The 21,773-nt window shown below is 64.0% G+C and carries 21 protein-coding genes; 9 read left to right on the top strand and 12 right to left on the bottom strand.

Annotation, left to right across the window (positions count from 1 at the left end; all coding sequences use genetic code 11):
* The first annotated feature begins 50 nt into the window (after positions 1–50).
* The gene (locus DT070_RS16115; protein ID WP_194965995.1) at positions 51–2,708 is read left to right on the top strand and encodes an excinuclease ABC subunit UvrA; all 2,658 of its coding nucleotides are present in this window, start codon (positions 51–53) and stop codon (positions 2,706–2,708) included.
* Here the strand turns inward: DT070_RS16115 and DT070_RS16110 are convergent.
* The 3 genes from DT070_RS16110 to DT070_RS16100 form a co-directional block, all read right to left on the bottom strand.
* Positions 2,705–3,499, bottom strand: coding sequence for a MetQ/NlpA family ABC transporter substrate-binding protein (locus DT070_RS16110; RefSeq protein ID WP_122956308.1), 795 nt, complete (start codon positions 3,497–3,499; stop codon positions 2,705–2,707). The two genes, DT070_RS16115 and DT070_RS16110, sit on opposite strands and share 4 nt — an antisense overlap.
* A gap of 175 nt (positions 3,500–3,674) precedes the next feature.
* Positions 3,675–4,340, bottom strand: coding sequence for a methionine ABC transporter permease (locus DT070_RS16105; RefSeq protein ID WP_122956307.1), 666 nt, complete (start codon positions 4,338–4,340; stop codon positions 3,675–3,677).
* Complete coding sequence (locus DT070_RS16100; RefSeq protein WP_304608916.1) at positions 4,330–5,481, bottom strand: methionine ABC transporter ATP-binding protein; 1,152 nt, start codon at positions 5,479–5,481, stop codon at positions 4,330–4,332. Before DT070_RS16100 ends, DT070_RS16105 begins: the two co-directional genes overlap by 11 nt.
* Positions 5,482–5,791: 310 nt before the next feature.
* Here DT070_RS16100 and DT070_RS16095 point away from each other — a divergent pair, with 310 nt between their 5' ends.
* The 4 genes from DT070_RS16095 (at position 5,792) to DT070_RS16075 (ending at position 9,480) form a co-directional block, all read left to right on the top strand.
* Positions 5,792–6,385, top strand: coding sequence for a DUF2239 family protein (locus DT070_RS16095; RefSeq protein WP_122956306.1), 594 nt, complete (start codon positions 5,792–5,794; stop codon positions 6,383–6,385).
* Positions 6,382–7,755: an MATE family efflux transporter gene (locus DT070_RS16090; protein WP_122956305.1), complete on the top strand. Its 1,374-nt coding sequence runs from the start codon at positions 6,382–6,384 to the stop codon at positions 7,753–7,755. The genes DT070_RS16095 and DT070_RS16090 overlap by 4 nt, the downstream gene beginning before the upstream one ends.
* A gap of 749 nt (positions 7,756–8,504) precedes the next feature.
* Positions 8,505–9,149 carry a glutathione S-transferase gene (locus DT070_RS16080; RefSeq protein WP_122956303.1) on the top strand — a complete coding sequence of 215 codons (645 nt, stop codon included), beginning with the start codon at positions 8,505–8,507 and terminating at the stop codon, positions 9,147–9,149.
* 79 nt (positions 9,150–9,228) lie between these two features.
* Entirely contained in the window at positions 9,229–9,480 is a 252-nt protein-coding gene (locus tag DT070_RS16075; RefSeq protein ID WP_122956302.1) for a hypothetical protein, read from the top strand.
* A 147-nt stretch (positions 9,481–9,627) separates the two neighbouring features.
* Here DT070_RS16075 and DT070_RS16070 read toward each other — a convergent pair whose 3' ends face one another.
* A complete protein-coding gene (locus DT070_RS16070; RefSeq protein ID WP_122956301.1) occupies positions 9,628–9,888 on the bottom strand; it encodes a UBP-type zinc finger domain-containing protein in 261 nt (86 codons plus the stop codon).
* 22 nt (positions 9,889–9,910) lie between these two features.
* Positions 9,911–11,638, bottom strand: coding sequence for an FAD-dependent oxidoreductase (locus DT070_RS16065; RefSeq protein ID WP_122956300.1), 1,728 nt, complete (start codon positions 11,636–11,638; stop codon positions 9,911–9,913).
* 101 nt (positions 11,639–11,739) lie between these two features.
* Between DT070_RS16065 and DT070_RS16060 the strand changes: the two genes are divergently transcribed.
* Positions 11,740–12,534, top strand: a complete 795-nt coding sequence (locus DT070_RS16060; protein WP_122956299.1) for an extensin family protein — start codon at positions 11,740–11,742, stop codon at positions 12,532–12,534.
* Positions 12,535–12,643: 109 nt separating this feature from the next.
* Here the strand turns inward: DT070_RS16060 and DT070_RS16055 are convergent, their stop codons facing one another.
* Complete coding sequence (locus tag DT070_RS16055; RefSeq protein WP_369973882.1) at positions 12,644–13,789, bottom strand: DSD1 family PLP-dependent enzyme; 1,146 nt, start codon at positions 13,787–13,789, stop codon at positions 12,644–12,646.
* Positions 13,790–13,813: 24 nt separating this feature from the next.
* Positions 13,814–14,785, bottom strand: a complete 972-nt coding sequence (locus DT070_RS16050; RefSeq protein ID WP_122956298.1) for an ornithine cyclodeaminase family protein — start codon at positions 14,783–14,785, stop codon at positions 13,814–13,816.
* A 174-nt stretch (positions 14,786–14,959) separates the two neighbouring features.
* Here DT070_RS16050 and DT070_RS16045 point away from each other — a divergent pair, with 174 nt between their 5' ends.
* From DT070_RS16045 to DT070_RS21405, 3 genes are all read left to right on the top strand, one after another.
* Positions 14,960–16,429 carry an MFS transporter gene (locus tag DT070_RS16045; protein ID WP_122956297.1) on the top strand — a complete coding sequence of 490 codons (1,470 nt, stop codon included), beginning with the start codon at positions 14,960–14,962 and terminating at the stop codon, positions 16,427–16,429.
* A gap of 225 nt (positions 16,430–16,654) precedes the next feature.
* Complete coding sequence (locus DT070_RS16040; protein WP_122956296.1) at positions 16,655–17,923, top strand: DEAD/DEAH box helicase; 1,269 nt, start codon at positions 16,655–16,657, stop codon at positions 17,921–17,923.
* Positions 17,924–17,934: 11 nt separating this feature from the next.
* Positions 17,935–18,213, top strand: a complete 279-nt coding sequence (locus DT070_RS21405; RefSeq protein ID WP_153976349.1) for a hypothetical protein — start codon at positions 17,935–17,937, stop codon at positions 18,211–18,213.
* A 33-nt stretch (positions 18,214–18,246) separates the two neighbouring features.
* Here DT070_RS21405 and DT070_RS16035 read toward each other — a convergent pair whose 3' ends face one another.
* From DT070_RS16035 to DT070_RS16015, 5 genes are read right to left on the bottom strand one after another with little or no spacing between them, the layout of a single operon-like run.
* Positions 18,247–19,959: a hypothetical protein gene (locus DT070_RS16035; protein ID WP_122956295.1), complete on the bottom strand. Its 1,713-nt coding sequence runs from the start codon at positions 19,957–19,959 to the stop codon at positions 18,247–18,249.
* Positions 19,960–20,019: 60 nt separating this feature from the next.
* Entirely contained in the window at positions 20,020–20,442 is a 423-nt protein-coding gene (locus DT070_RS16030) for a DUF1801 domain-containing protein (RefSeq protein WP_122956294.1), read from the bottom strand.
* Between the two features lie 40 nt (positions 20,443–20,482).
* A complete protein-coding gene (locus tag DT070_RS16025; RefSeq protein WP_122956293.1) occupies positions 20,483–20,956 on the bottom strand; it encodes a DUF1801 domain-containing protein in 474 nt (157 codons plus the stop codon).
* A gap of 35 nt (positions 20,957–20,991) precedes the next feature.
* Positions 20,992–21,405, bottom strand: a complete 414-nt coding sequence (locus tag DT070_RS16020) for an SRPBCC domain-containing protein (RefSeq protein ID WP_122956292.1) — start codon at positions 21,403–21,405, stop codon at positions 20,992–20,994.
* On the bottom strand, positions 21,402–21,749 hold the full coding sequence (locus DT070_RS16015) for a helix-turn-helix transcriptional regulator (RefSeq protein WP_122957446.1): 348 nt from the start codon (positions 21,747–21,749) through the stop codon (positions 21,402–21,404). Before DT070_RS16015 ends, DT070_RS16020 begins: the two co-directional genes overlap by 4 nt.
* Positions 21,750–21,773 lie beyond the last annotated feature (24 nt).

Here is a 21,773-nt window from a genome sequence, read left to right as displayed (position 1 = left end):
TAAACCCCAAGCCAGGCCGCCACGTGCATCGCAAACCTCCCCAAGACGTCATAAACGCTGCTGCTGCCGGCGCGGCAGGCACTACGCGCGACGCATTCGTTCGCGTGCGTGGCGCGCGCGAGCACAACCTGAAAGACATCGACGTCGATATCCCGCGCGACGCGCTGGTGGTGTTCTCCGGCGTCTCGGGCTCGGGCAAGTCCTCGCTGGCCTTCGGCACGCTCTATGCAGAAGCACAGCGGCGCTACTTCGAATCGGTCGCCCCCTACGCCCGCCGCCTGATCGACCAGGTCGGCGTGCCGGATGTCGACTCCATCGAAGGTTTGCCCCCTGCGGTGGCCCTGCAGCAGCAGCGCGGTACACCCAGCGCCCGATCTTCCGTTGGAAGCGTCACCACCTTGTCGAGCTTTGTGCGCATGCTGTATTCGCGTGCCGGCAACTACCCGCCGCGCCAGCCCATGCTGTATGCCGAAGACTTTTCACCCAATACACCGCAAGGCGCCTGCCCGCATTGCCACGGCCTCGGCCATGTGTTTGAGGTGACGGAAAAACTGATGGTGCCTGACGATACGCTCACCATCCGCGAAAGGGCTGTCGCCGCCTGGCCGCCCGCCTGGCATGGGCAAAACCTGCGCGACATCCTCGTCACCCTGGGCTACGACGTCGACACCCCCTGGCGCGACCTGCCCAAAAAAGACCGCAACTGGATACTCTTCACCGAGGAACAACCCACCGTGCCGGTGTACCCCGGTTTCACGCCGGCCGAAACCAGAACCGCGCTGCGCCGAAAGACCGAGCCAGCCTACCAGGGCACCTTTACCGGGGCACGCAAATATGTGTTGCACACCTTTGCCACCACACAAAGTGCACTCATGAAAAGGCGTGTCTCGCGTTTCATGGCCGGCAGCCTGTGCCCCGTCTGCGAGGGCAAACGCCTCAAGCGCGAATCGCTGTCGGTCACTTTCGCCGGCATGGACATCGGCGCCTTCTCACAGATGCCGCTCAATCGCCTGGCCGATGTGTTGCAGGCTGCGGCGGACGGGCGTTTTGACCAGGCAGAGGCCAAGGCCAAGTCAGCCCAGGCCAGCTTGAGCCGTGAGGCCTCCCAAAAAGACACCGCCCGCCGCGTGGCTTCGGGCGGTTCGGCGCACGCAGCCTCCAGCGACGTGCGGCGCACACCCAATCTGTCAGAAGAAAAACGCATTGCCGCCCAACGCATTGCCCAAGACCTTTTGACCCGCGTCAGCACCCTGCGCGAGCTGGGTCTGGGATACCTGTCGCTGGACCGCAGCACACCAACCCTTTCCCCCGGTGAGCTACAGCGCCTGCGGCTGGCCACGCAGATTCGCTCCAACCTCTTCGGCGTGGTCTATGTGCTCGACGAGCCTTCGGCCGGGTTGCACCCCGCCGACAGCGAAGCGCTGCTGATCGCGCTGGACCAGCTCAAGGGCTCCGGCAACTCCCTGTTTGTGGTCGAGCATGACCTGGACATGATGCGGCGAGCCGACTGGCTGGTGGATGTGGGCCCCTTGGCCGGCGAACATGGCGGGCACATTCTCTACAGCGGGCCACCGCAAGGGCTGAAAGGCCATTCGGACTCGCAGACTGCGCGTTACCTGTTTGCGGATGCGTCGGCGCAGGCCCGCACGCCGCGATCGCCCAAAGGATGGCTCGAGCTGCGCGGCATCACCCGCAACAACCTGCACGGACTGGACGCACGCTTCCCGCTGGGCGTGCTGACGGCAGTCACGGGGGTGTCGGGATCAGGCAAATCCAGCCTGGTCAGCCAGGCGCTGGTCGAGCTGGTGGGCGGACACCTGGGCCACGAGCCCGAAAACGCGGAGGACGACAGCGACGAACCAGGGCCCAGCGTCGCCGCCATCACGCGCGGGCACCTGCACACCGGCATGGAAGGCATTCGCCGGCTGGTGCGGGTCGACCAAAAACCCATTGGCCGCACACCACGCTCCAACCTGGCGACCTACACCGGCCTCTTTGACCACGTGCGTAAACTGTTCGCGGCCTCCAAAGCCGCCCGCGCAAAACGTTATGACGCAGGCCGCTTCTCCTTCAACGTGGCCAAGGGCCGCTGCGACACCTGCGAAGGCGAAGGCTTCGTCAGCGTGGAGATGCTCTTCATGCCCAGCGTGTACGCGCCCTGCCCCACCTGCCATGGCGCTCGCTACAACGAGCAGACACTGAAGGTGACGTGGGAGGGCAAGAACATCGCCGAAGTGCTGCAGATGACGGTTGAAGAAGCCTGCGTGTTTTTTGCCGATGAGTCCGCCGTGCTCAAGCCGCTGGCCTTGCTGCGCGACATCGGCCTGGGTTACCTGCGGCTGGGCCAGCCCGCCACAGAACTCTCAGGCGGCGAAGCCCAGCGCATCAAGCTGGCGACTGAACTTCAACGCGCCCAGCGCGGCGACGCGCTCTATGTACTGGACGAACCCACCACCGGCCTGCACCCCGCCGATGTCGACAAACTGATGGCGCAGCTGCAGGGCCTGGTCGACGCCGGAAACACCGTGATCGTGGTGGAGCACGAGTTGCGCGTGGTGGCCGCAGCCGACTGGATCATCGACGTGGGGCCAGGGGCCGGCGAGGAAGGCGGGCGCATCGTGGCACAAGGGCCGCCCGCCGATGTCTGCAAGGCTGCTGACAGCCGTACCGCCCCTTACCTGCGCCGGCTTTTTACAAGCCAGGACTAGAACCCGGCCAGCACCGCGCCCTTGAACTCGGCCTGCACGTACTTGCGGATTTCTTCCGAGTGGTAGGCCTTCACCAGCTTGGCCACCCATGGCTTGTCTTTGTCTTGCTCACGCACGGCCAGCAGGTTGACGTACGGCGACTTGGCCGCTTCCTGGGCGATGGCGTCCTTGGGGTTCAGGCCGGCGGACAGCGCGTAGTTGGTGTTGACGGCCGAGGCGTCCAGGTCGTCCAGCGAGCGCGGCAGCTGGGCGGCGTCGAGCTCCACAAACTTGAGCTTCTTGGGGTTCTCGATCACGTCCAGCGGCGTGGCCTTGAGGCCTGCCTCGGGCTTGAGCTTGATCAGGCCCTTGTCCTGCAGCACCAGCAGCACGCGGCCGCCGTTGGTCGGGTCGTTCGGGATGCCGAAGCGCGCGCCTTCTTTCAGCTCGGCCAGGCTCTTGACCTTTTTGGAATAGAGGCCGATCGGGAAGTTGACGGTGTAGCCGACGTTGACGATCTTGTAGCCGCGGTCTTTGACCTGCTGGTCGAGGAAAGGCTTGTGCTGGTAACTGTTGCCGTCCAGGTCGCCGGCGGCAAGCGCGGCGTTGGGCTGGATGTAGTCGCTGAACTCCACGATCTGGATTTTGAGGCCGTCTTTTTCGGCGATCTTTTTGACCTGCTCAAAAATCTGGGCGTGCGGGCCGGCGGTGACGCCGATCTTCAGCGGCTTGTCTTGCGCGAGCACGGCGGCCGGCAGCGATACGGCCAGCGCGAGCGCGGCGGCGGACTTGATAAGAGTGCGTTTGTTCATGGTGTTGCCTTGTGAAGAAGAGGATAAAGTGAATGCGGCCTTGCGGTCGCAGAAAGAAATTTAAGGAAAATAAGGCTCTAGCCCAATGGCTATATGGGTAAGCAGCTATCAAAACAATAGCAAGCTCAACATCGCGTGCCGATCTGCCAAATCTGCAGGGTGTTCATGGGCGGCCTCACTTGTGGCTCAGCCTGCGCACAGCCCAGTCGCCCAGGCTTTGCACCGCCTGCACAAACAGGATCAGCACCAGCACCACGGCCAGCATGACCTCCGGCAAAAAGCGCTGGTAGCCGTAGCGGATGCCCAGGTCGCCCAGGCCGCCGCCGCCGATCGCGCCAGCCATGGCGGAGTAACCGGTGAGGCTCACAAAAGTGATGGTCAGGCCGGCAACGATGCCGGGCAGCGCTTCGGGCAGCAAGACCTTGAGTACGATCTGCCGCGTGGTCGCGCCCATGGCCAAAGCGGCTTCGATCAACCCGTGGTCGACTTCACGCAAGGACGTTTCCACCAGCCGCGCAATAAAGGGCGCCGCCGCAATCGTGAGCGGTACCACCGCCGCCGCCGTGCCGATGGACGAGCCCGTGAGAAAACGCGTCAACGGAATGATGGCCACCAGCAAAATGATGAAAGGCGTGGAGCGCACCGCATTCACAATGCCGCCCACTACGCGATTCGTGGCCGCGTTCTGCAGCACGCCGCCTTGGTCCGTCAGGCGCAAAAACACGCCCAGCGGGATGCCGATGAGCGCGCCCACCAGGCCCGAGATGCCGACCATGACGATGGTCTCCCACAGCGAGCTGACAAAGAGCTCGAGCAATGCTTGCGAGAAATTACTGAACATGAATTAACGAGCCCCCACGCTTTTCACTTTGTGTAATGCGCTGCCCCCCGAGGGGGCTGTGCTTGCTTGGGGCGGCCCGGCGCGGCGCACCGCCTCCAGGCAAATCCGCGCCGACCTGGTCGACATGCACACCCGCGCCGCGCAGGTGCGCCACGGCTGCGTTGAGCTGCTCACGCGCGCCGCGCGCAAACACCGCGAGCGAGCCGAAGGGCTTGCCCTGGATTTCGTCCACCTGGCCGTGCACGATGGAAAGGTCAATGCCGAAGCGGCGAATCACGTCCGACAGCAGCGGCCGATCCGATTCGTCACCCGCAAACGCCAGGCGCAGCAACTGCCCTTCTTCGGCGTGCTCTGCGCTCATCAGCGTGCGGATGCGCGCCAGCACGCTGTCGGGCAAGTCTTGCGGCACGATCTCAGCGATCAGGCTGCGGGTGGTTTCATGCTGCGGGCGGGTGAAGACATCGATCACCGGCCCGCTTTCAACGATGCGCCCTGCGTCAATCACCGCCACGCGGTCGGCCACCTGCTTGATGACCTGCATCTGGTGCGTGATCAGCACGATGGTCAGGCCAAATTCCTTGTTGATCTGCCGCAGCAGGCCGAGGATGGAGCGTGTGGTTTCCGGGTCCAGCGCCGAAGTGGCCTCATCCGACAGCAGCACCTTGGGCCGGTTGGCCAGGGCGCGCGCAATGCCGACGCGCTGCTTTTGCCCGCCGCTGATCTGCGCCGGGTAGCGGTCAGCCAGGGCGCTCAGGCCGACCAGCTCCAGCAGCGGGCCCACGCGGGCCTTGATCTCGTCCGCGGACAAGCCGGCGATCTCAAGCGGCAAGGCTACGTTGCCGTACACCGTGCGGGACGACAGCAAATTGAAGTGCTGGAAGATGATGCCGATGTCGCGGCGCGCCACACGCAGGGCGTCGCCGTTCAGCGAAGTCAGCTCACGCCCGCCCACCAGCACCTGGCCTTCGGTGGGCCGGTTCAGCAGGTTGATGACGCGCACCAGCGAGCTTTTGCCTGCGCCGCTGCGGCCGATGATGCCGTAGACCTCGCCCGGCTGGATATGAAGGTCCACACCCCGGAGCGCCTGGACCGGGCCCGTGGGACCCTTGTAGGTTTGAAAAATACCCTTGAGCTCGATCATGAAAATCCGCTGACCTTTTTTTCTGCCGCCCTTCTTTCTTGTGGAAAGTGCCGGCTCTTTTTGAACAGGTAGGGAATGTAAAGGCTTAAACCTCAAACTCAAAAGAATATTAAATAAGGTAATTAGATTGATTTCGGATATAGAACAAGAATACCGTGCAATTTAACCCGGCTAAAATTCTTCTGGACAATTTATATCCGGGTGTTATAGAATTAATTCACCCGGATTTAATTAATCCACTTTTGCTTCCGTTTTGCCTTCCTGTTGAGCCTTTTAACAGCCTTTTAAAGCCTTTCACGAGTCCCTCTCCATGTCATCTCTTTCATCACCCGACAGTTCTCCGCGCCTGGTTGCCTTTGCAGGCTTCCGGCAAGTCGCCGCCGGCGACCGCACGCAGGTCGTGCACGCGCTGCGCAAGTTGTTCACCACCGAAGAAACGCTGATCCGCGTTTTCAACGACACCACCGGCGAGCGCATCGACCTGGACCTGCGCCCCGAAGCGGAGCCGGCGCCCTCACCCGCCTCACCCGCCCCGGCCGAAGAAGCGGCTGCACCGCGCCCGGTGGGCCGCCCCAAACTCGGCGTGGTCGCGCGTGAAGTCACCCTGCTACCGCGCCACTGGGAATGGCTGGGCAGCCAGCCGGGCGGCGCCTCCGTCACCTTGCGCCGTTTGGTCGACGAATCCCGCAAGGCGAGCGAAGGCCGTGTCAGCGTGCGCGCCTCGCGCGAGAACGCCTACCGCTTCATGAGCGAAATGGCGGGCGATTTTGCCGGCTTTGAAGAAGCCACGCGTGCGCTGTTTGCCGGCGACAAAGCCCGGTTCGACAACCTGGTCGCGCCCTGGCCTGAAGATGTGCGCATCCAACTGGCCAAACTTGCCGCCGCCAGCTGGAGCGCCGAATGAAACCGATCGCGCCCAAAGCCCTGAGCGACAGCGTGCCGATGTGGAAGACCTTCGCGGCCTTCCTCGGCCCGATGCTGCTGGCCAACATCCTGCAGTCGCTCTCGGGCACCATCAACAACATCTACATCGGGCAGATGATTGGCGTGGGCGCGCTGGCGGCCGTGACCAGTTTTTTCCCCATCATGTTTTTCTTCATTGCCTTCACCATCGGGCTGGGCGCAGGCGCGTCGGTGCTGATCGGCCAGGCCTGGGGGGCTCGCGATACGAGCAAGGTCAAGGCCGTTGCCGGCACCACGCTGGCGGTAGGCGCGGGCTTTGGCCTGTTGGTGGCGATCTTCGGCGGCGCCTTCACCGCGCCGCTTCTCAAGGCGCTGGGCACGCCGCCCGACATCCTGGCCGACGCCACGCTGTATGCCCGCATCATGCTGATGGCGATGCCCGCGCTCTTCGTCTTCCTGCTGTCCACGTCCATGCTGCGCGGTGTGGGCGACACCGTGACGCCGCTCTACACGCTCTGCATTTCAACAGCCTGCGGCCTCGTGGTGACGCCTGCGCTCATCCTCGGCTGGGGCGGCTTGCCCCAACTCGGTGTGGCCAGCAGCGCCATTGCCACCATCGTGTCCTTCATCGTCGCGGCCGGCTGGCTGGCCTGGCGCCTGCACCGCATCAAGAGCCCGCTGGCGCCTGACGCCGAGTTCAGGCGGCACCTGCGCGTGAACCCGGCCATCCTCAAGACCGTGCTGAAAGTCGGCATACCCACCGGTGTGCAGCTCATCGTCATCTCGCTGGCCGAGATCGCGCTGCTCTCGCTGGTCAACGGCTACGGCTCCAGCGCCACGGCGGCGTACGGCGCGGTGAACCAGGTCGTGGCCTATGTGCAGTTCCCGGCGATTTCGATCGCCATCACCGCCTCCGTCCTCGGCGCGCAGGCCATTGGCGCGGGCCGCACCGACAAGCTGGGCGCCATCACGCGCACCGGCCTGCAGATGAACCTGGCGCTGACCGGCGTGCTGGTGTTGCTGGGCTATCTTTTCTCGCGCCACCTGATGGGCTTTTTCATCACCAGCGAGCCGGTGATCGAGCTGTCGCAAACCCTGCTGCACATCATGCTGTGGAGCAGCGTGGTCTTCGGCATGCAGGGGGTGGTGTCGGGCGTGATGCGCGCCAGCGGCACGGTCTGGGTGCCCATGGGTATTTCGATTTTCTGCATCGCCTTGATCGAGGTTCCCGTGGCCTGGTTCATGAGCCACCGCATCGGCATCAACGGGATCTGGATGGCCTACCCGGTGACCTTTGTGGCGATGCTGGGTTTGCAGACGGCGTATTACCGCCTCGTGTGGCGCAAGCGGGCGATCAAGCGCTTGATTTAGGCCGTTGTTGATTTTTACGGCGTTATCGTTAATGAGGACGGCTGGCCGGGGGTTGCCTGGCGGCAACTCACTTTTACCGAAACCGCAAAGCGGGTTTTCTTTGCTCGCCAAAGGCGCGCTATGCGCGCGGGGTTTGCTCACTTCGCGTAGCGAAGTTACGCAAACACCAAAAGTAAGCAAAAGAAAGGCGACCCTGCTGGCTGCGTCCCTCCGCTTCACTACGGGCAACCTGCGGTGCTCGATTCAGGCGGGGTCTCGCTAAACTCGCCTGCGGCTCAAACAACGCGATCCCTGATCCGCCTGAATCTCCGCTCCTCGGCGCATCCAGAAGGGGGGTGGAGACAGGAATACCAATACCGAATACCTGAAGAAACAAAGACTTGCCACGGCCAGTCCTTGTTGGTATTGGTATTGGTATTTGTCTTTGGTCCCCGCTCCCGATTGCCCCTTGTGGATGCGCCGAGGAGCGGAAGACCAGACGGATCAGGGCAAAAACTTGTTTGAGCGAAGCGAGTTGTTTTTGACCCCGGCTGGGCTGAGCACCGCAGGTTGCCCGTAGCGAAGCGAAGGGACGCAGGAGCCAGGGTCGCCTTTTCTTTGCTTACTTTCTTTTGGCGAAGCAAAAGAAAGTGAGTTGCCGCCGGGCAACCCCCGGCCAGCCGTCCTCAACAAAAGCCCAGTAAAAAACAAGAACAACACCCTTGATACGATGTCACAGCTACCCGCCAAGCCCCGCAAAAGGAACCCCCATGCAACTCATCGGAATGCTCGACTCGCCCTACGTCCGCCGCGTAGCCATCTCGCTGCAATTGCTCGGCCTGCGCTTTGAACACCAGTCGGTCTCGGTGTTCAGCACGTTCGAGAAATTCCGCAGCATCAACCCGGTGGTCAAGGCCCCCAGCCTTGTCTGCGACGACGGCACCGTGCTGATGGATTCCACGCTCATCATCGACTACGCCGAGGCGCTGGCCGCCCAGGCCCCGGCCCACAGAAGCCTGATGCCGGCCACGATTGCCGAGCGCCAGCAGGCCCTGCGCGTCATCGGTCTGGCCCTGGCCGCCTGTGAAAAAAGTGTGCAGATTGTGTATGAACGCATGCTGCGCCCTGCTGAAAAACTGCACCAGCCCTGGGTCTCACGCGTGACCACCCAGCTGCTGGCGGCCTATGGCGAACTGGAGTCAGAGCTGCAACGCAAGCCACTGGCCATGACCAGTGACACCATGGGCCAGGACGGCGTCACCGTCGGCATCGTGTGGCACTTCACGCAGGCGATGATTCCCGAGGTGGTGAATGCGGCGGATTACCCGGCCTTGCGGGAGTTCTCGGCGCGGGCTGAGCAGTTGCCGGAGTTTGTGGCGGCGCCGCACAGCGACAAGGTCTACCAAAACCCGTGAGTTCCATCCGCTTGTAAGCCGACACCGCAAAACGACTGCCGGCGTGGACTCACTGCAGCGGGCTGGCTAGGATGACCTTATGACACCCGACCCCACCCCCGAGCCAGAACCAGCGCCGGAGCTCTCCGAAGAGAAGATCAATGAAGCCCACGACGCGTGGTGCCGGGCCTACGAGCATGTGTGGGCTGATCTGTCGAAAGGCGCTTACGACAAGGCGGCTGTTCAAAAAGCAGCCGATGAGCATTGGCAGCGCAGCCCCAAATCCAGCCCGGTGATGGTGGCTTCGACCGAATTCACCAAGACCACGCAAAAGCCGGACGGCGCGGGCTAACCCAAATACTGCCCGCACAACCGTTCGCCCTGAGCTTGGCCTGTCCTGAGCTTGTCGAAGGGGCGAAGGGTCGCGAGAGCGCAAACAGGCTTCGACAAGCTCAGCCCGAACGGGGTTGTAGCAGCACTTCAATGAACTACGTTGGGGCTAACCCACCTGCAGCTTGTGCTCGTAGCACCACATCCAACTCTCACCCGGCTCAAACGACTGGATCACCGCATGGCCTGTTGCCGCATGGTGTTTGCTGGCGTGTTTGTTTTTCGAGTCGTCGCAGCAGCCGATATGGCCGCAGTGCACGCAGAGCCGCAAGTGCATCCAGGTATCCCCCATCTTCAGGCACTCTTCGCAGCCTCTTGAATTCGGGCCATGAATCTCGGCGGGGACATGGGTACAGGGTTTGATACGCATAGAGAACTCCAGAAAACGTCAATCAGGCAGCAGCCGCTGCACGTTCCATCGCCGCCAGGTGTTGGTGAATCATCGCCACCGCAGCAGCGCCCTCGCCTATCGCGCCGCCCACGCGCTTGACAGAACCGCTGCGCACATCGCCGATGGCAAACAGGCCGGGGATGTTGGTCTCCAGCGGGGCGGGTTTGTAGTCGGAGTGTTTGCAGGTGACGGACTCGCCTGTCATGACAAAGCCGTGCGCATCAATCGCGACGCCGCAGCTGGTGAGCCAGCTGGTTTCCGGGTCGGCGCCGACAAACAGGAACACATTGCGCACGGCGGCTTCCTGTTCGCTGCCGTTTTTGCGGTGCCGCCAAGTCACAGCCGAAAGGCCCGCGTCGCCGTCGCCGTGCAGTTGCACGACCTCGGTGTTCGGGCGCAGCTCGATGTTGGGCGCCGCTTCAATGCGGTCAATGAGGTAGCGCGACATGCTGGCCGCAAGGCTGGGGCCGCGCACCAGCATGTTGACCTTGGCCGCGTGCTGCGACAAAAACACGGCCGCCTGGCCGGCTGAATTGCCACCGCCCACCAGCACGACTTCGGTCTGGCTGCACATCTTGGCCTCCAGCGCCGAAGCCCAATACCAGACGCCGCGGCCTTCGAACTCCTCCAGCCGCGGCACCTCGGGCCGGCGGTAACGCGCGCCGCTGGCCACCACCACGGTTTTGGCGCGCAGGTTGCGGCCGTCGGTCAGCTTCAAATGCAGCTCGCCCTTGATCGCCTTGTGTGCGCAATCCAGCGACTGGGCTTGCGCGGGGATCAGCATCTCGACACCGAACTTTTGCGCCTGCACAAATGCGCGGCCGGCCAGCGCCTGGCCGGAGATACCGGTGGGAAAGCCCAGGTAGTTTTCAATGCGTGCGCTGGCGCCGGCCTGCCCGCCGTAGGCCCGGCAATCCAGCACCAGCACCTGCAGACCTTCGGAGGCCGCATACACCGCCGTGGCCAGGCCGGCGGGCCCGGCGCCGACGACGATCACGTCAAACAGCTCGGGGTGCTCTGCGGTGTCGACCATGCCCATGCAGCGCGCCAACTGGTCTTCACTCGGGTTGAGCAGCACTGAGCCGTCGGGGCAGACGGCCAGCACGTCAGTCGCCGCAGCGCCGTATTGCTCGGCCAGCGCGGCGGCACCGGCGTCATGGGCGATGTCGATGACGTGGTTGGGCTCACCGTTGCGGTTGAGGAAACTTTGCAGGCGGATCACGCCGGCCGACTGCGGCTGGCCGATCAGCACCGGGCCGCTGGCGCCGGCTTCGATCAGCGCCACGCGCCGCAAAATCAGCGCACGCACCAGGCGCTCGCCCAGGTCGGCTTCGGCAATGATCAGGGCGCGCAGCTGGCCGGGCGGCACCAACAAGGTGTCGACGTCCTCTTCGGCATGGCCGTCTACCAGCGCGGGTGCGCCTGAGAGCTGCCCGACCTCCGCCAGAAACTCACCCGGCCCCTGGGTGACGATGGGCACCACATGGCCCAGGCCGTCGCGCTGGGTGATGGTGACCGAGCCCTTGAGGATGACAAACATGCCGGGGCCGGGCTCACCGGCGGCAAACAGCCTGTCGCCTTTTTTGAACTGCAGCACCGTGCCGAAGCGCTGGATGCGCGCAATCTCCGCCGCGGTGAGCACCGGGAACATCTGGTGCCGGCGGCTGGTGTCTGGCGTGGGCGGGGTTGGCGGTGCGGAAATTGGGTTACGGGTCGGGTCGTCGGCCATCAGAAAGCTCCGGTCAGTTGACGCTTGTGTCATTAGACGATGAATTGAGGATGAACGGGAAAGTAGCACACCCGCAGGCTGGGCCCGCGTTATAAAGGACCATGCCGGCTCCCGACCCCTCCACTGATACGTCTTCCTCACCGCCCGCCCGGCGCTTTCGCTGGGGCCGCTGGCTGGCATTGCTGATCTGGGGTGCGCTGGGCGCCGGCGCCTGGGGCATCTACAACGGCGTCCTTGAGATACCCGGCCACCTCAATCCCTGGGCGCCGCTGGACGTGACGGCGCAGCCCAACCTGCTGACCGGCTACAAACTCTCACGCGCCCGCAGCGACCCGGCGCGCTGCCTGGCCGCGCTGGCCAGCACCGGCATGCAGTACGACACCCTGCCCGACCGGGTCACCGGCGACGGCTGCGGCTTCAGCAATGCGGTGCGGCTGCGCACGGCGGCGGTCCGCATCGGCGCGCCGCTGTCGCTCAGCTGCCCGATGGCGCTGTCCTTCTATATGTGGGAAAGGCATGCCTTGCAGCCCGCCGCGCAATTACACATGGGCCAGCCTGTGGCGGGCATCGACCACCTCGGCAGTTATGCCTGCCGCAACATCAACGGCGGCGAAGGCGCGCCGCCCAATGCGCCGGCCCGCTCACGCAGCCGCCATGCCACGGCCAATGCGCTGGACATTGCCGCCTTCACGCTGGCCAGCGGCAAACGCATCACGGTGCTGCGCGACTGGCCAAAGGAAGAAGCCGCAACGCCGCCCAGTGCCGAAGCGCTGCTGCTGAGAGACGCCCACAGCGGCGCCTGCAAGTACTTCAAGGGCGTGCTGGGCCCGGACTACAACGCCGTGCACAGCGACCACTTTCACCTGGAGACCGGCGGCTTCAGCATGTGCCGGTAGGGCGCTGCCGGATCCGGCATCGCAGAAAGTTTAAGGAAATAATAGCCACAGCCAAGGCGGAGTCTTGGCTTTCAGCTATGTTTTTAATAGCAAACAGGCGACCGGGAATCTACCAGCCGTGCAACCGGCTCCAGGTCGCCAGCTCGCCGTCTTCCGTCAGCGCGTGGTACGCCGGGTACTGCGCGCCGGTGGCGCAGGCGTGGTTGGGCAGGATGCGCAGTTGCGTGCCGATGGGAAAGCGCGTAGCGATGTCCGTATCGGCCTCGCCTTCGCGCGACAGGATGCCGTGCTCCTGGTTGGCGCCGCTGAGCACGTAGCCGGGCAACACTTCGCAATCGGTGCTGCAGACCTGGCCGTAGCCGAAGTCGTGCCGCTGCTTTTGCGTGCCGCGGTCGCGGCTCATGGCCATCCAGCCGGCATCCACAATCGCCCAGCCTTTTTCCGCCTGGTGGCCGATCACTGTGGTGAGCACGCTCAGCGCGATGTCCGAGGTCTCGCACACACCGATGTTGTGCATCACCAGGTCAAAGAAAACATACACGCCGGCGCGAACTTCCGTCACGCCGTCAAGCTGCGCGGCCGACAGCGCCGTGGGCGTGGAGCCCACGCTGACCACCGCGCACGGAAAACCCGCCGCGCGCACGCGTTCGGCGGCCAGCACGCAGGCGGCGCGCTCCTGCTCGGCCATGGCCGCCAGCGCTTCGGGTGAGTTGAGGTCGTAGCTCGATCCGGCGTGCGTCATCACGCCGCCCAGTTGCATGCCGCCTTGGTGCAGGGTGCGCGCCACCTCCAGCAAGGCGGCCTCACCGGGCTTGATGCCCGAGCGGTGGCCGTCGCTGTCGATTTCGATCCAGACCTCGAAGGCCTCGCCGTGCTGGCGGCCAAAGGCGGCGATGGCCTCGGCCGAGGCCACGCTGTCGGTGATGATTTTTAAATCGCAACCCTGGCGGCGCAGGGCCAGCGCCTGCGGCAGCTTGGTCGCCACCATGCCGACGGCATAAAGGATGTCGCCAAAACCATCGGCATAAAACTGCGCGGCTTCTTTCAGCGTCGACACCGTGATGCCCTGCGCACCCGCAGCCCGCTGGGCCTGCGCCACCGGCGTGCACTTGCTGGTTTTGACATGCGGGCGAAAGCGCACGCCCAGCGCGTTCATGCGCGCCTGCATGCGGGTGATGTTGCGCTGCATGCGCGGCAGGTCGATCAGCGCAGCGGGCGTTTCGAGGCTTGTGAGGGATTCAGGGATGGCAGACAAGAGGGTTCTCCGATTGAAACAATTTCACCAGGGCCAGGCCATGCGGTGGCCCGTGCCGGCCGTCAGGGCACGCGTGTACAAAAAGCGCGCGACGGTCAGGTCTTGCAGCGCCAGGCCCGTCATGTCAAACACGGTGATGTCGGCCGGCTGGCGATTCGCCTGGGCCTTGCCGGTGAGCAGGTCTCCCAGTTCAACGGCAGGTGTTTCAGGCGCCCATTGCGTTTCACCAATCTGCCGCGCCTGCGTGAGGTCGTCCACAAACAGCCGGGCCCGCGCCAGCAGGCCTTCAGGCAATTCGCGCTTGTCTTTGGTATCTGCGCCCACGCAGTTCAGGTGCGTGCCGGGTTGCACGGCCGCAACATCAAACAAGGGGCCTGCGCCCGGGGTGGCGGTGATCACGACATCACTGTCTGCCACGGCGGCGTTGCCGTCAAGCGCATGCGCCAGCCGGCACTGCCCGGCAAAACGCGCTTCAAACGCCGCATTGGGCTTGCCGTCATGCGTGACATAGCGCACCTCGCGCAGCGATGGCATCAACCTGAGCGCAAAGCTGAGCTGCACCTGCGCCTGCACACCCGCGCCAAAGACGCACAGCCGCGTGCTGCCCGGCCGCGCCAGTTGCTGCAAGCCCAGGCCGCCCGCCGCGCCCGTGCGCTGGGTGGTGATGGCATTGCCGTCGATGACGCACAGCGGCCGGCCGGTGGCCGGGTCCATCAGCATGACGGTGGCTTGGTGCGGCTCGCCGCCCTGCTCACGGTTGCCCGGCCAAAAGCCTGCGGCCTTGAAGCCCAGCACGCCCTGCGCCGGCACACTGCCCGACTTGATGCCGAACACGCCGCCGGTGGACAGCGCCTCTCGCACCACCGGGAACACGCGTCCCTCGCCCTGGCTGTGCAGCACAAAGGCCTCACGCACCGCCTCCAGCACATCGGCCGGCAAGAGCATGGATTCGACCTGCTGTTTGTCGAGCAGCAGCAGTTGCGCATCAGCCCGCATGGCGGCTCCCGGGAAGATTCACGCTGGGGCGGGGAAGCTGGCAGGATGGAGGGCAATGCGCTGCCTGGACATGGCTTGAAGTCATCTGGAAATATTATCCATTGTTAGACTATTTGTCAAATACCAAACAAGCATCCATTCACCGCAGATACCACCCGCACACCAGGAGCCCCCATGCCCGGCAACCCGCACGCCCCTTGCGACGAAGGCATCATCCGCGCCCAGCACCCGAAAACCGGCAACGCACCGCACCCCGGTTTTGCGCTGGCGGCCACGGTGCTGGGCTCCTCCATGGCGTTCATCGACGGCTCGGTGGTCAACATCGCCCTGCCCGCCATCCAGCGCGACCTGACGGGCGGCTCGGCCGACGGGCTGGCGGCCATGCAGTGGGTCATCAATGCTTACCTGCTGGCGCTGGGCTCGCTGGTGCTGGTGGGCGGCTCGCTGGGCGACCGCTTTGGCCGCCGCACCATTTTTATCCTCGGCATTGCGATCTTCACGGCGGCATCGGTAGCCTGCGGTTTTGCGCCCGGCCCGCTGGCGCTGATTGCCGCACGCGCGCTGCAAGGCGTGGGCGCGGCGCTGCTGGTGCCGGCCAGCCTCGCCATCATCGGCAATGTGTTTGAGGGCGAGGCGCGCGGCAAGGCGATTGGCACCTGGGCCGCCTGGGCCGCCATCACCGGCGCGGCCGGGCCGGTGCTGGGCGGCTGGCTGGTCGATGCGGTGTCGTGGCGGTCCATCTTCTTTTTGAATGTGCCGATGGCAGTGGCCACGGTGTGGCTGGCGCTCTACGCCGTGCCCGACAGCCGCGACCCGGACGCGCCGCAGCAGCTCGACTGGCTGGGCGTGCTGCTGGTGGCCGGCGGGCTGGGCGCCCTCACCTACGGCCTGACGCTGGCGCCTGAGCGCGGCTGGCAGGCGGGCGCCGTGCTGGGCTTTATCGCACTCGGTGCGGCGCTGCTGGTGGCGTTTGTGGTCACGCAGGCCCGCACGCGTGCGCCCATGATGCCGCTGGGCCTTTTTAAGTCGCGCGACTTTGTGGGCACCAACCTGCTCACGCTGCTGCTGTACTTTGCGCTCAGCGGTGCGCTGTTCTTTCTGCCCTTTGTCTTGATAGGCGCCTTCAGCTATTCCGCCACCGCCGCCGGCGCCACGCTGCTGCCGTTTTCGCTGCTGCTGGGTTTCCTGTCGTCCAGCACGGCCAAAATCACCGAACGCTTTGGTGCGCGCAACATGCTGATCGCCGGGCCGGCGGTGTCCGCTGCCGGTTTTGCGCTGCTGGCCTTGCCTGGTGTGGGCTGGTCGTACTGGGTGGGCTTCTTCCCGGCCATGGTGGTGCTGGGCCTGGGCATGACGATCGCCGTCGCGCCGCTCACCACCACCGTGATGAACGCGGTGCCGACCGCCCACGCCGGCATTGCCTCGGGCATCAACAACGCGGTCGCGCGCGTGGCCGGCCTGCTGGCCGTGGCGGTTCTCGGTGTGGTGTTTGCCGCCGGCCTGCAGGGGCCGGTGCAATCAGCGGCGCCTGAGGTACTGATCAACGCGTTTCGCTGGGTGGTGCTGGGTTGTGCGCTGTGCGCGCTGGGGGCGTCGGCGTGCGCATTGGTGTTTCTGGCGCCGGCTGGCCGGCCCGCACGATGAGGCCTCGCTGAATTTCTTAAGCGAAAAAGGCCTGTAGCCCATGCGGTACCTGGGCCTGCAGCTCCTTTTTTGATAGCTAACTGCTTGCAGGGTGAATCACGCGACGTGGGACGTGACGTGTGCGGCGCCCTCGAATGGCGCTGCCAAAGGCCCGAAGCTTAAACTTGCGGCTTCAAGCGGCCGCGCAAACCGCCCTCTCTCACACCCTCTTCCACACCCAACCCCATGCCATTTTCCTCACTGGGCTTTTCGCCCGCACTGCTGCCCGCACTCTTGCGCGCCATGGAGGAACAGGGCTACACCGCCCCCACCGCCATCCAGTCAGCCGCCATCCCCGCCATTCTGGAAGGGCGCGACGTGCTGGGCTCGGCGCAGACGGGCTCCGGCAAGACAGCGGCGTTTTCGCTGCCGCTGCTGGAGAAGCTGGTCAATGCGCCGGCGTCTGCTGAACGCCAGCACCGGCCCGTGCGCGCGCTCATCCTGGTGCCCACACGTGAGCTGGCCGCGCAGGTCGGTGAAGCGATTGTTGGGTTTGCGAAATATTTGCCACAGCGCGTGAAGGTCGCAGTCGTCTTCGGCGGCGTCTCCATCAACCCGCAGATGATGAACCTGCGCGGCGGCGCCGACATCGTCGTCGCCACACCCGGCCGCCTGCTAGACCTGATCGACCACAACGCCTTGACGCTGACCCACACCGGCACCCTGGTCCTCGACGAAGCCGACCGTCTGCTGGATCTCGGCTTTGGCGAAGAACTCAACCGCATCCTGGCCCTGCTGCCAACCAAGCGCCAAACCCTGTTTTTCTCAGCCACCTTCCCGCCCGCCATCGAAGCCCTGGCCTCAAGCCTGCTGCGCAACCCGCTGCGCGTAGAAGTCGCACCCGTAGAGCAAGCCATCCCCGACATCACCCAACGCGCCATCGAAGTAGACGCACCCCGCCGCACCCAGTTGCTGCGCCACCTGGTGCAGACCGAGAAATGGGCACGGGTTTTAGTCTTCGTCGCCACCAAACACGCCGCCGAAATCGTCGCCGACAAACTCCGCAAAGCAGACATAGAAGCAGAACCCTTCCACGGCGAACTCAGCCAGGGCAAACGCACCCAGGTCCTGCAAGACTTCAAGATCAAGGCCGTGCAAGTGGTGGTAGCCACAGACGTCGCCGCCCGCGGCATCGACATCGCGCAAATGCCCGTAGTCGTGAACTACGACCTGCCGCGCTCAGCCACCGACTACACCCACCGCATAGGCCGCACCGGGCGGGCTGGTGAATCGGGTTTGGCGGTGAGTTTTGTGAGCGCGGCGACCGAGGCGCATTTCCGCCTCATCGAGAAACGTCAGGGCATCAAGGTAGCGCGTGAGCAGGTCGTGGGGTTTGAGCCTGTGGAGGTGCTGGCGCCGAATCCGGCTGATCCTGCGAGGACTGGTGGGATCAAGGGGAAGCGGCCTAGCAAGAAAGATAAGTTGCGGGCTGCGCAAGGACAGACAGACAGTTGAGAGAGTGCGCGATGACTAAATTAATTCTAGTTTTCTGTGTGGTGCTGGCCGGCGCTGTCATCGCCTCATTAATGGGTCGCAAGAACAGGCGTCAGAAAATCAACACGGGAAAAAGCGGCGCTTTCGGGATTGCTTTTCTTGTCACGATAGGTACCACTGTTGCCAGTGGATTCGCCATCGCCGGCTGCGCTTCCCTACGCATATGCACGTCAGGCGGTGATACCGACCTTTCCTACGTCTTTTATCCTCTCCTTGCAGCGCCTATCCACTGGCTCCTTGCCGAGGGTTGAATTGCGCGGCTGCGCCGTCCCGCAACGCCGGTCTCAAATGTCGCCACGCGGGCTCCAGCCAATGCCTGTGCGCGCGTGCGCGGCGGCCTCGGGCGAGATCGACTCCAGCAAGGGCAGCATGGCCTCGAAGGTTTCCTTACAGACGGCCTTACGGTAAACCTCATCGTCGGACTGGCTGTAACCGCAGGACTTGATCACAGTCTTCAGGGCACGCCCCGCATCCTCGGGGAACAGGGGTGCGCGCTGGGTGAACTGCTCCCGGAACAGGGCGTGGTACTTGCGGAACAGGCCCTCGTGGTGAATGTACGCGGCGATGCGCCCTAGCTGATGAAGGGCCACGGCAGGTTCTTGTGAAAGCAATCTCTGGACGAAGGGTTCCAGGCGCATCTCGAAAGTGCGCATGAGCCGATGGTCCGGCGCTGCAGCAATGTGGCGGTTGCGCATGCTGCCCTGCTTGTCCTCCAGTATCTCTAGCGACCGGCTCATCTCCCAGACAGCATGGCCGACGGTGGAGAACAGATCGTCTTGGTCCCGTTCGCGGTCCCGTTCCATCAATTGCACGCGATCCAGCTCCAGCGTGATCCATTCGTTAAAGAGTGTGTGCGCCTCTTTCGCCGCAGCGGGATCGGTCGCCTCCCCGTAGAACGCGATTTGCGCGCTCACACGCAAGCGGCGATCGAGGTCGCGTTCGGGCAGCCGGCGCACCAGTTCCAAAGCTCGTGCGGGCAGGGTGGCCCAGTAGGCGTCCGCGGGGTTGCCATACCAGAGCAGCTGGTGGATGGATTGCAGCACCTCGTCTTCGGACATGCCCAGATCGGGCGCGATCCAATCCGCTAGCAGTCGGCAAGACGCGTCCATCACCCGGTCGAGTACTGCCGCTGGCTCGCCCGTGAGCCGGGAGCGCTGGAACGACGAATACTGAATCGATTCGCGCAGCAGCACCGCCGCGAACGCAGACCGGTGCGGCCGCAGAGCCCGGGCCAGGTGGTAGGCGAGCTCGGGTGCCTCGTGCAGGTCCAACGTGCTGAAGCCATTCGCCTTGCCGTGGCGCGCCTTCTGTTCGTCGACGATGTGCAGGGCCGCCTGCATGTCCTCCTGCGTCAACTCCAGCAACAGTGGCCAGCATTGCTTGCGCAGATGATTGGTGCCGTCAGGCAGTGTGTAGTTCTTGGGTTCGTAGTTTCGATCGATGCAGCGCATGGCTGCATCCATGCGCCGGCGCGCCGAGACCCGTGGGCTCGCCATGCAGCTCGTCGTCAAGGCCGCCAGGCGATCCTGGAGTGACCTCTTGCCCCAGGACACCCCCACCTGAAGCGGCAACACGCGCAGGAAGTCCACGACCCCTAGCAATACATCGTCGTTCCCCGGCTGCACGGACGAGCGCAGGAACGCGATGCCACGCCACTGCGACCAGGCGCCAATGCGGTTCTCCACGGCGTTGATGCCACGTCCGACCACCGCCATAGCCTGAATCCACGCGACGAGCAGCGGGTGCTGTTTGGGGCCGGGCATCCACTGGTAGCGCAGCCCGAAGGAGGCTCCCATGCAGGTTGCAAAGATATTGGGTTGGGCGATCAACCGGTGCCAATGCGACTCGTACCAGTCGGCGAGGGCGAGCAGGCAGCACTGTTCCGGCTCCGTGCAGAGTGCGAACAGCCGGTCGCGTTTCTCAGCGAACTGGCGGCGCTCGTTCTCGTTGGCGATGGAACGGGGGATGAACGCCTGCTTTGGGAGAAGGGTGGGCATGCATCGATTTTGCCGCATGCTCGCCGACCGAGACCTTTGGGGGCGGTAAAAATTGAAGGGCTACGTCTTGTTCAGCGTCGCAGCCGCCCGCACCAGCGCCTTCAAAGCCTTCTCATCAACCTCATCCCCCTCATGAAAATCAATCGCACGCCGCGTGTTGCCTTCGAGGCTGGAGTTGAAAAGACCTGAGGGGTCGTCGACCTTCGCGCCTTTGGCAAAGGTCATCTTCACAGCCGCCTTGTAGGTCTCGCCGGTGCAGATGATGCCGTTGTGGGACCAGACCGGGACGCTCCACTTCCATTCTTCGACCACGCCGGGGACGGCCTGCTTGACGATGGCTCGGAGCCTGGCGAGGGTTTCGCCGCGCCAGTCGTTCAGGCTTGCGATTTTTTCGTCGATCAGCTGGGAGGCTGGAACGCTGCTTTCTGTCGCAGCTTTTTTGCTCGTGGCTGCGGGTGGTTTGGTCGCGGTGGTTTTGGGCATGGTGTTTTTCCTTTCTACGTGTTGTTCGTGTTGATACGGCTCACATCTTTTCAAGCGGCAACTGGCTGGCCTGCCTGACCCAGGCGGCTAACTGCGCTTCGTCCAGCGGCTCGCCCTCATGGATGTGGAAGTAGCGCGTGTCCTGGCTTTTGGACTCGACGGGCGGCACGGGCTTTAGCGACAGGCCGCGAAAGAAGGCGACCTTGATGTACTTGTTAAAGCAATGGAAGCTGAGGAACCAGCCCTCGCCCTTCCCTTCTTCTTTCACGCCGTAAAACGGCGAGTTCCATTTGACGGCCTTGTGTACGCCGGGCACGGTGCGCACGATGAGGGCGTCGAGACTACGTCCCACATCGCGCTTCCAGCCGGGCATGGCGGCGATATAGGCCTGCACGGGGGCGTCGCCCTCGCCTTTTGGGATCTGCGGGTTGCCGCCTGACAGCAACGCCGGTTTGGGGGCCGGCTTGGCGCTCTTCGCTGCCGTCGCGCTTGTCTTTTTGGGCGTTGCGTTCATTGCTGCCTCTCGCTTTGAAGAGTGCCGTCAGGTGGTCAATCCGCCCGCACCAGCACTTTCTCCAGGTTGGCAAAGAACTGCTGCCAGCCGTGTTTGGCGCCTTGGTAAGCCTGCTCTTGCTCTGGTTTGAAGCCTGACTGCTCCATGCGCAGGTGCGTACCGGTGCCCGCGGGGGTGAGCGTCCAGGTGACGATGCTCTCAAGGCCGTAGGCGGCCCAGGTGTAAGACAGCGTCTGATTCGGCTCAACCACCAGCACCTGGCATTCGACAGCGCCCCAATCTGCGGTCAGCTTGAAGCGGTGGTCCACGCTGGGCTTGAAGTCGTTTTTCATCAGCCACTCCTGGATGAGGTGCGGCTGCGTGAGTGCGCGCCAGATCTTTTCGGGCGGATAGGCGATTTCGCGCTCGATGACGACGGAGCGGGTTTCGGTGGCAAGGTGAGTGCTCATTGGTCCATCCTTTTTAAAAGTGATTCGAGATCGTCGATGCGGTCGTTCCAGAAGGCGCCGTAAAAGCTGACCCAGTCGCGCAGGGCCGAGAGCGCCAGCGGCTGGGCGCTGTAATGCGTCTCGCGGCCTTCGGGCCTGTCGATGACCAGCTGCGCCTGCTTCAGGACACGCAGGTGTTTGGACACGGCGGGTTGAGACACGCCGGCCTGGTCGGTCAAGGCGCGCACGGTCTGCGCCCCGTCGCGGGCCAGGCGTTCAAAGATCGCCCGGCGGGTGGGGTCGGCCAGGGCCTTGAAGATTTCGTCCGAAACCTGGTTTGAAACGACATTCGCGACTGTTTGCATGCCCAAATCATAACCATGTGGTTA

This window comes from Polaromonas sp. SP1, from assembly GCF_003711205.1.
Lineage (GTDB): Bacteria > Pseudomonadota > Gammaproteobacteria > Burkholderiales > Burkholderiaceae_C > Polaromonas.
The sequence above is the reverse complement of the archived record's forward strand: the minus strand, read 5'-3'. Positions and strand labels throughout refer to the sequence as shown.

What these genes read in the sequence shown, in the direction of transcription:
- DT070_RS16110 (WP_122956308.1), bottom strand. Translation starts at nt 3,499, where the DNA reads ATGAACAAACGCACTCTTATCAAGTCCGCCGCCGCGCTCGCGCTGGCC.
- DT070_RS16105 (WP_122956307.1), bottom strand. Translation starts at nt 4,340, where the DNA reads ATGTTCAGTAATTTCTCGCAAGCATTGCTCGAGCTCTTTGTCAGCTCG.
- DT070_RS16100 (WP_304608916.1), bottom strand. Translation starts at nt 5,481, where the DNA reads ATGATCGAGCTCAAGGGTATTTTTCAAACCTACAAGGGTCCCACGGGC.
- DT070_RS16095 (WP_122956306.1), top strand. Translation starts at nt 5,792, where the DNA reads ATGTCATCTCTTTCATCACCCGACAGTTCTCCGCGCCTGGTTGCCTTT.
- DT070_RS16090 (WP_122956305.1), top strand. Translation starts at nt 6,382, where the DNA reads ATGAAACCGATCGCGCCCAAAGCCCTGAGCGACAGCGTGCCGATGTGG.
- DT070_RS16080 (WP_122956303.1), top strand. Translation starts at nt 8,505, where the DNA reads ATGCAACTCATCGGAATGCTCGACTCGCCCTACGTCCGCCGCGTAGCC.
- DT070_RS16075 (WP_122956302.1), top strand. Translation starts at nt 9,229, where the DNA reads ATGACACCCGACCCCACCCCCGAGCCAGAACCAGCGCCGGAGCTCTCC.
- DT070_RS16070 (WP_122956301.1), bottom strand. Translation starts at nt 9,888, where the DNA reads ATGCGTATCAAACCCTGTACCCATGTCCCCGCCGAGATTCATGGCCCG.
- DT070_RS16065 (WP_122956300.1), bottom strand. Translation starts at nt 11,638, where the DNA reads ATGGCCGACGACCCGACCCGTAACCCAATTTCCGCACCGCCAACCCCG.
- DT070_RS16060 (WP_122956299.1), top strand. Translation starts at nt 11,740, where the DNA reads ATGCCGGCTCCCGACCCCTCCACTGATACGTCTTCCTCACCGCCCGCC.
- DT070_RS16050 (WP_122956298.1), bottom strand. Translation starts at nt 14,785, where the DNA reads ATGCGGGCTGATGCGCAACTGCTGCTGCTCGACAAACAGCAGGTCGAA.
- DT070_RS16045 (WP_122956297.1), top strand. Translation starts at nt 14,960, where the DNA reads ATGCCCGGCAACCCGCACGCCCCTTGCGACGAAGGCATCATCCGCGCC.
- DT070_RS16040 (WP_122956296.1), top strand. Translation starts at nt 16,655, where the DNA reads ATGCCATTTTCCTCACTGGGCTTTTCGCCCGCACTGCTGCCCGCACTC.
- DT070_RS21405 (WP_153976349.1), top strand. Translation starts at nt 17,935, where the DNA reads ATGACTAAATTAATTCTAGTTTTCTGTGTGGTGCTGGCCGGCGCTGTC.
- DT070_RS16035 (WP_122956295.1), bottom strand. Translation starts at nt 19,959, where the DNA reads ATGCCCACCCTTCTCCCAAAGCAGGCGTTCATCCCCCGTTCCATCGCC.
- DT070_RS16030 (WP_122956294.1), bottom strand. Translation starts at nt 20,442, where the DNA reads ATGCCCAAAACCACCGCGACCAAACCACCCGCAGCCACGAGCAAAAAA.
- DT070_RS16025 (WP_122956293.1), bottom strand. Translation starts at nt 20,956, where the DNA reads ATGAACGCAACGCCCAAAAAGACAAGCGCGACGGCAGCGAAGAGCGCC.
- DT070_RS16020 (WP_122956292.1), bottom strand. Translation starts at nt 21,405, where the DNA reads ATGAGCACTCACCTTGCCACCGAAACCCGCTCCGTCGTCATCGAGCGC.
- DT070_RS16015 (WP_122957446.1), bottom strand. Translation starts at nt 21,749, where the DNA reads ATGCAAACAGTCGCGAATGTCGTTTCAAACCAGGTTTCGGACGAAATC.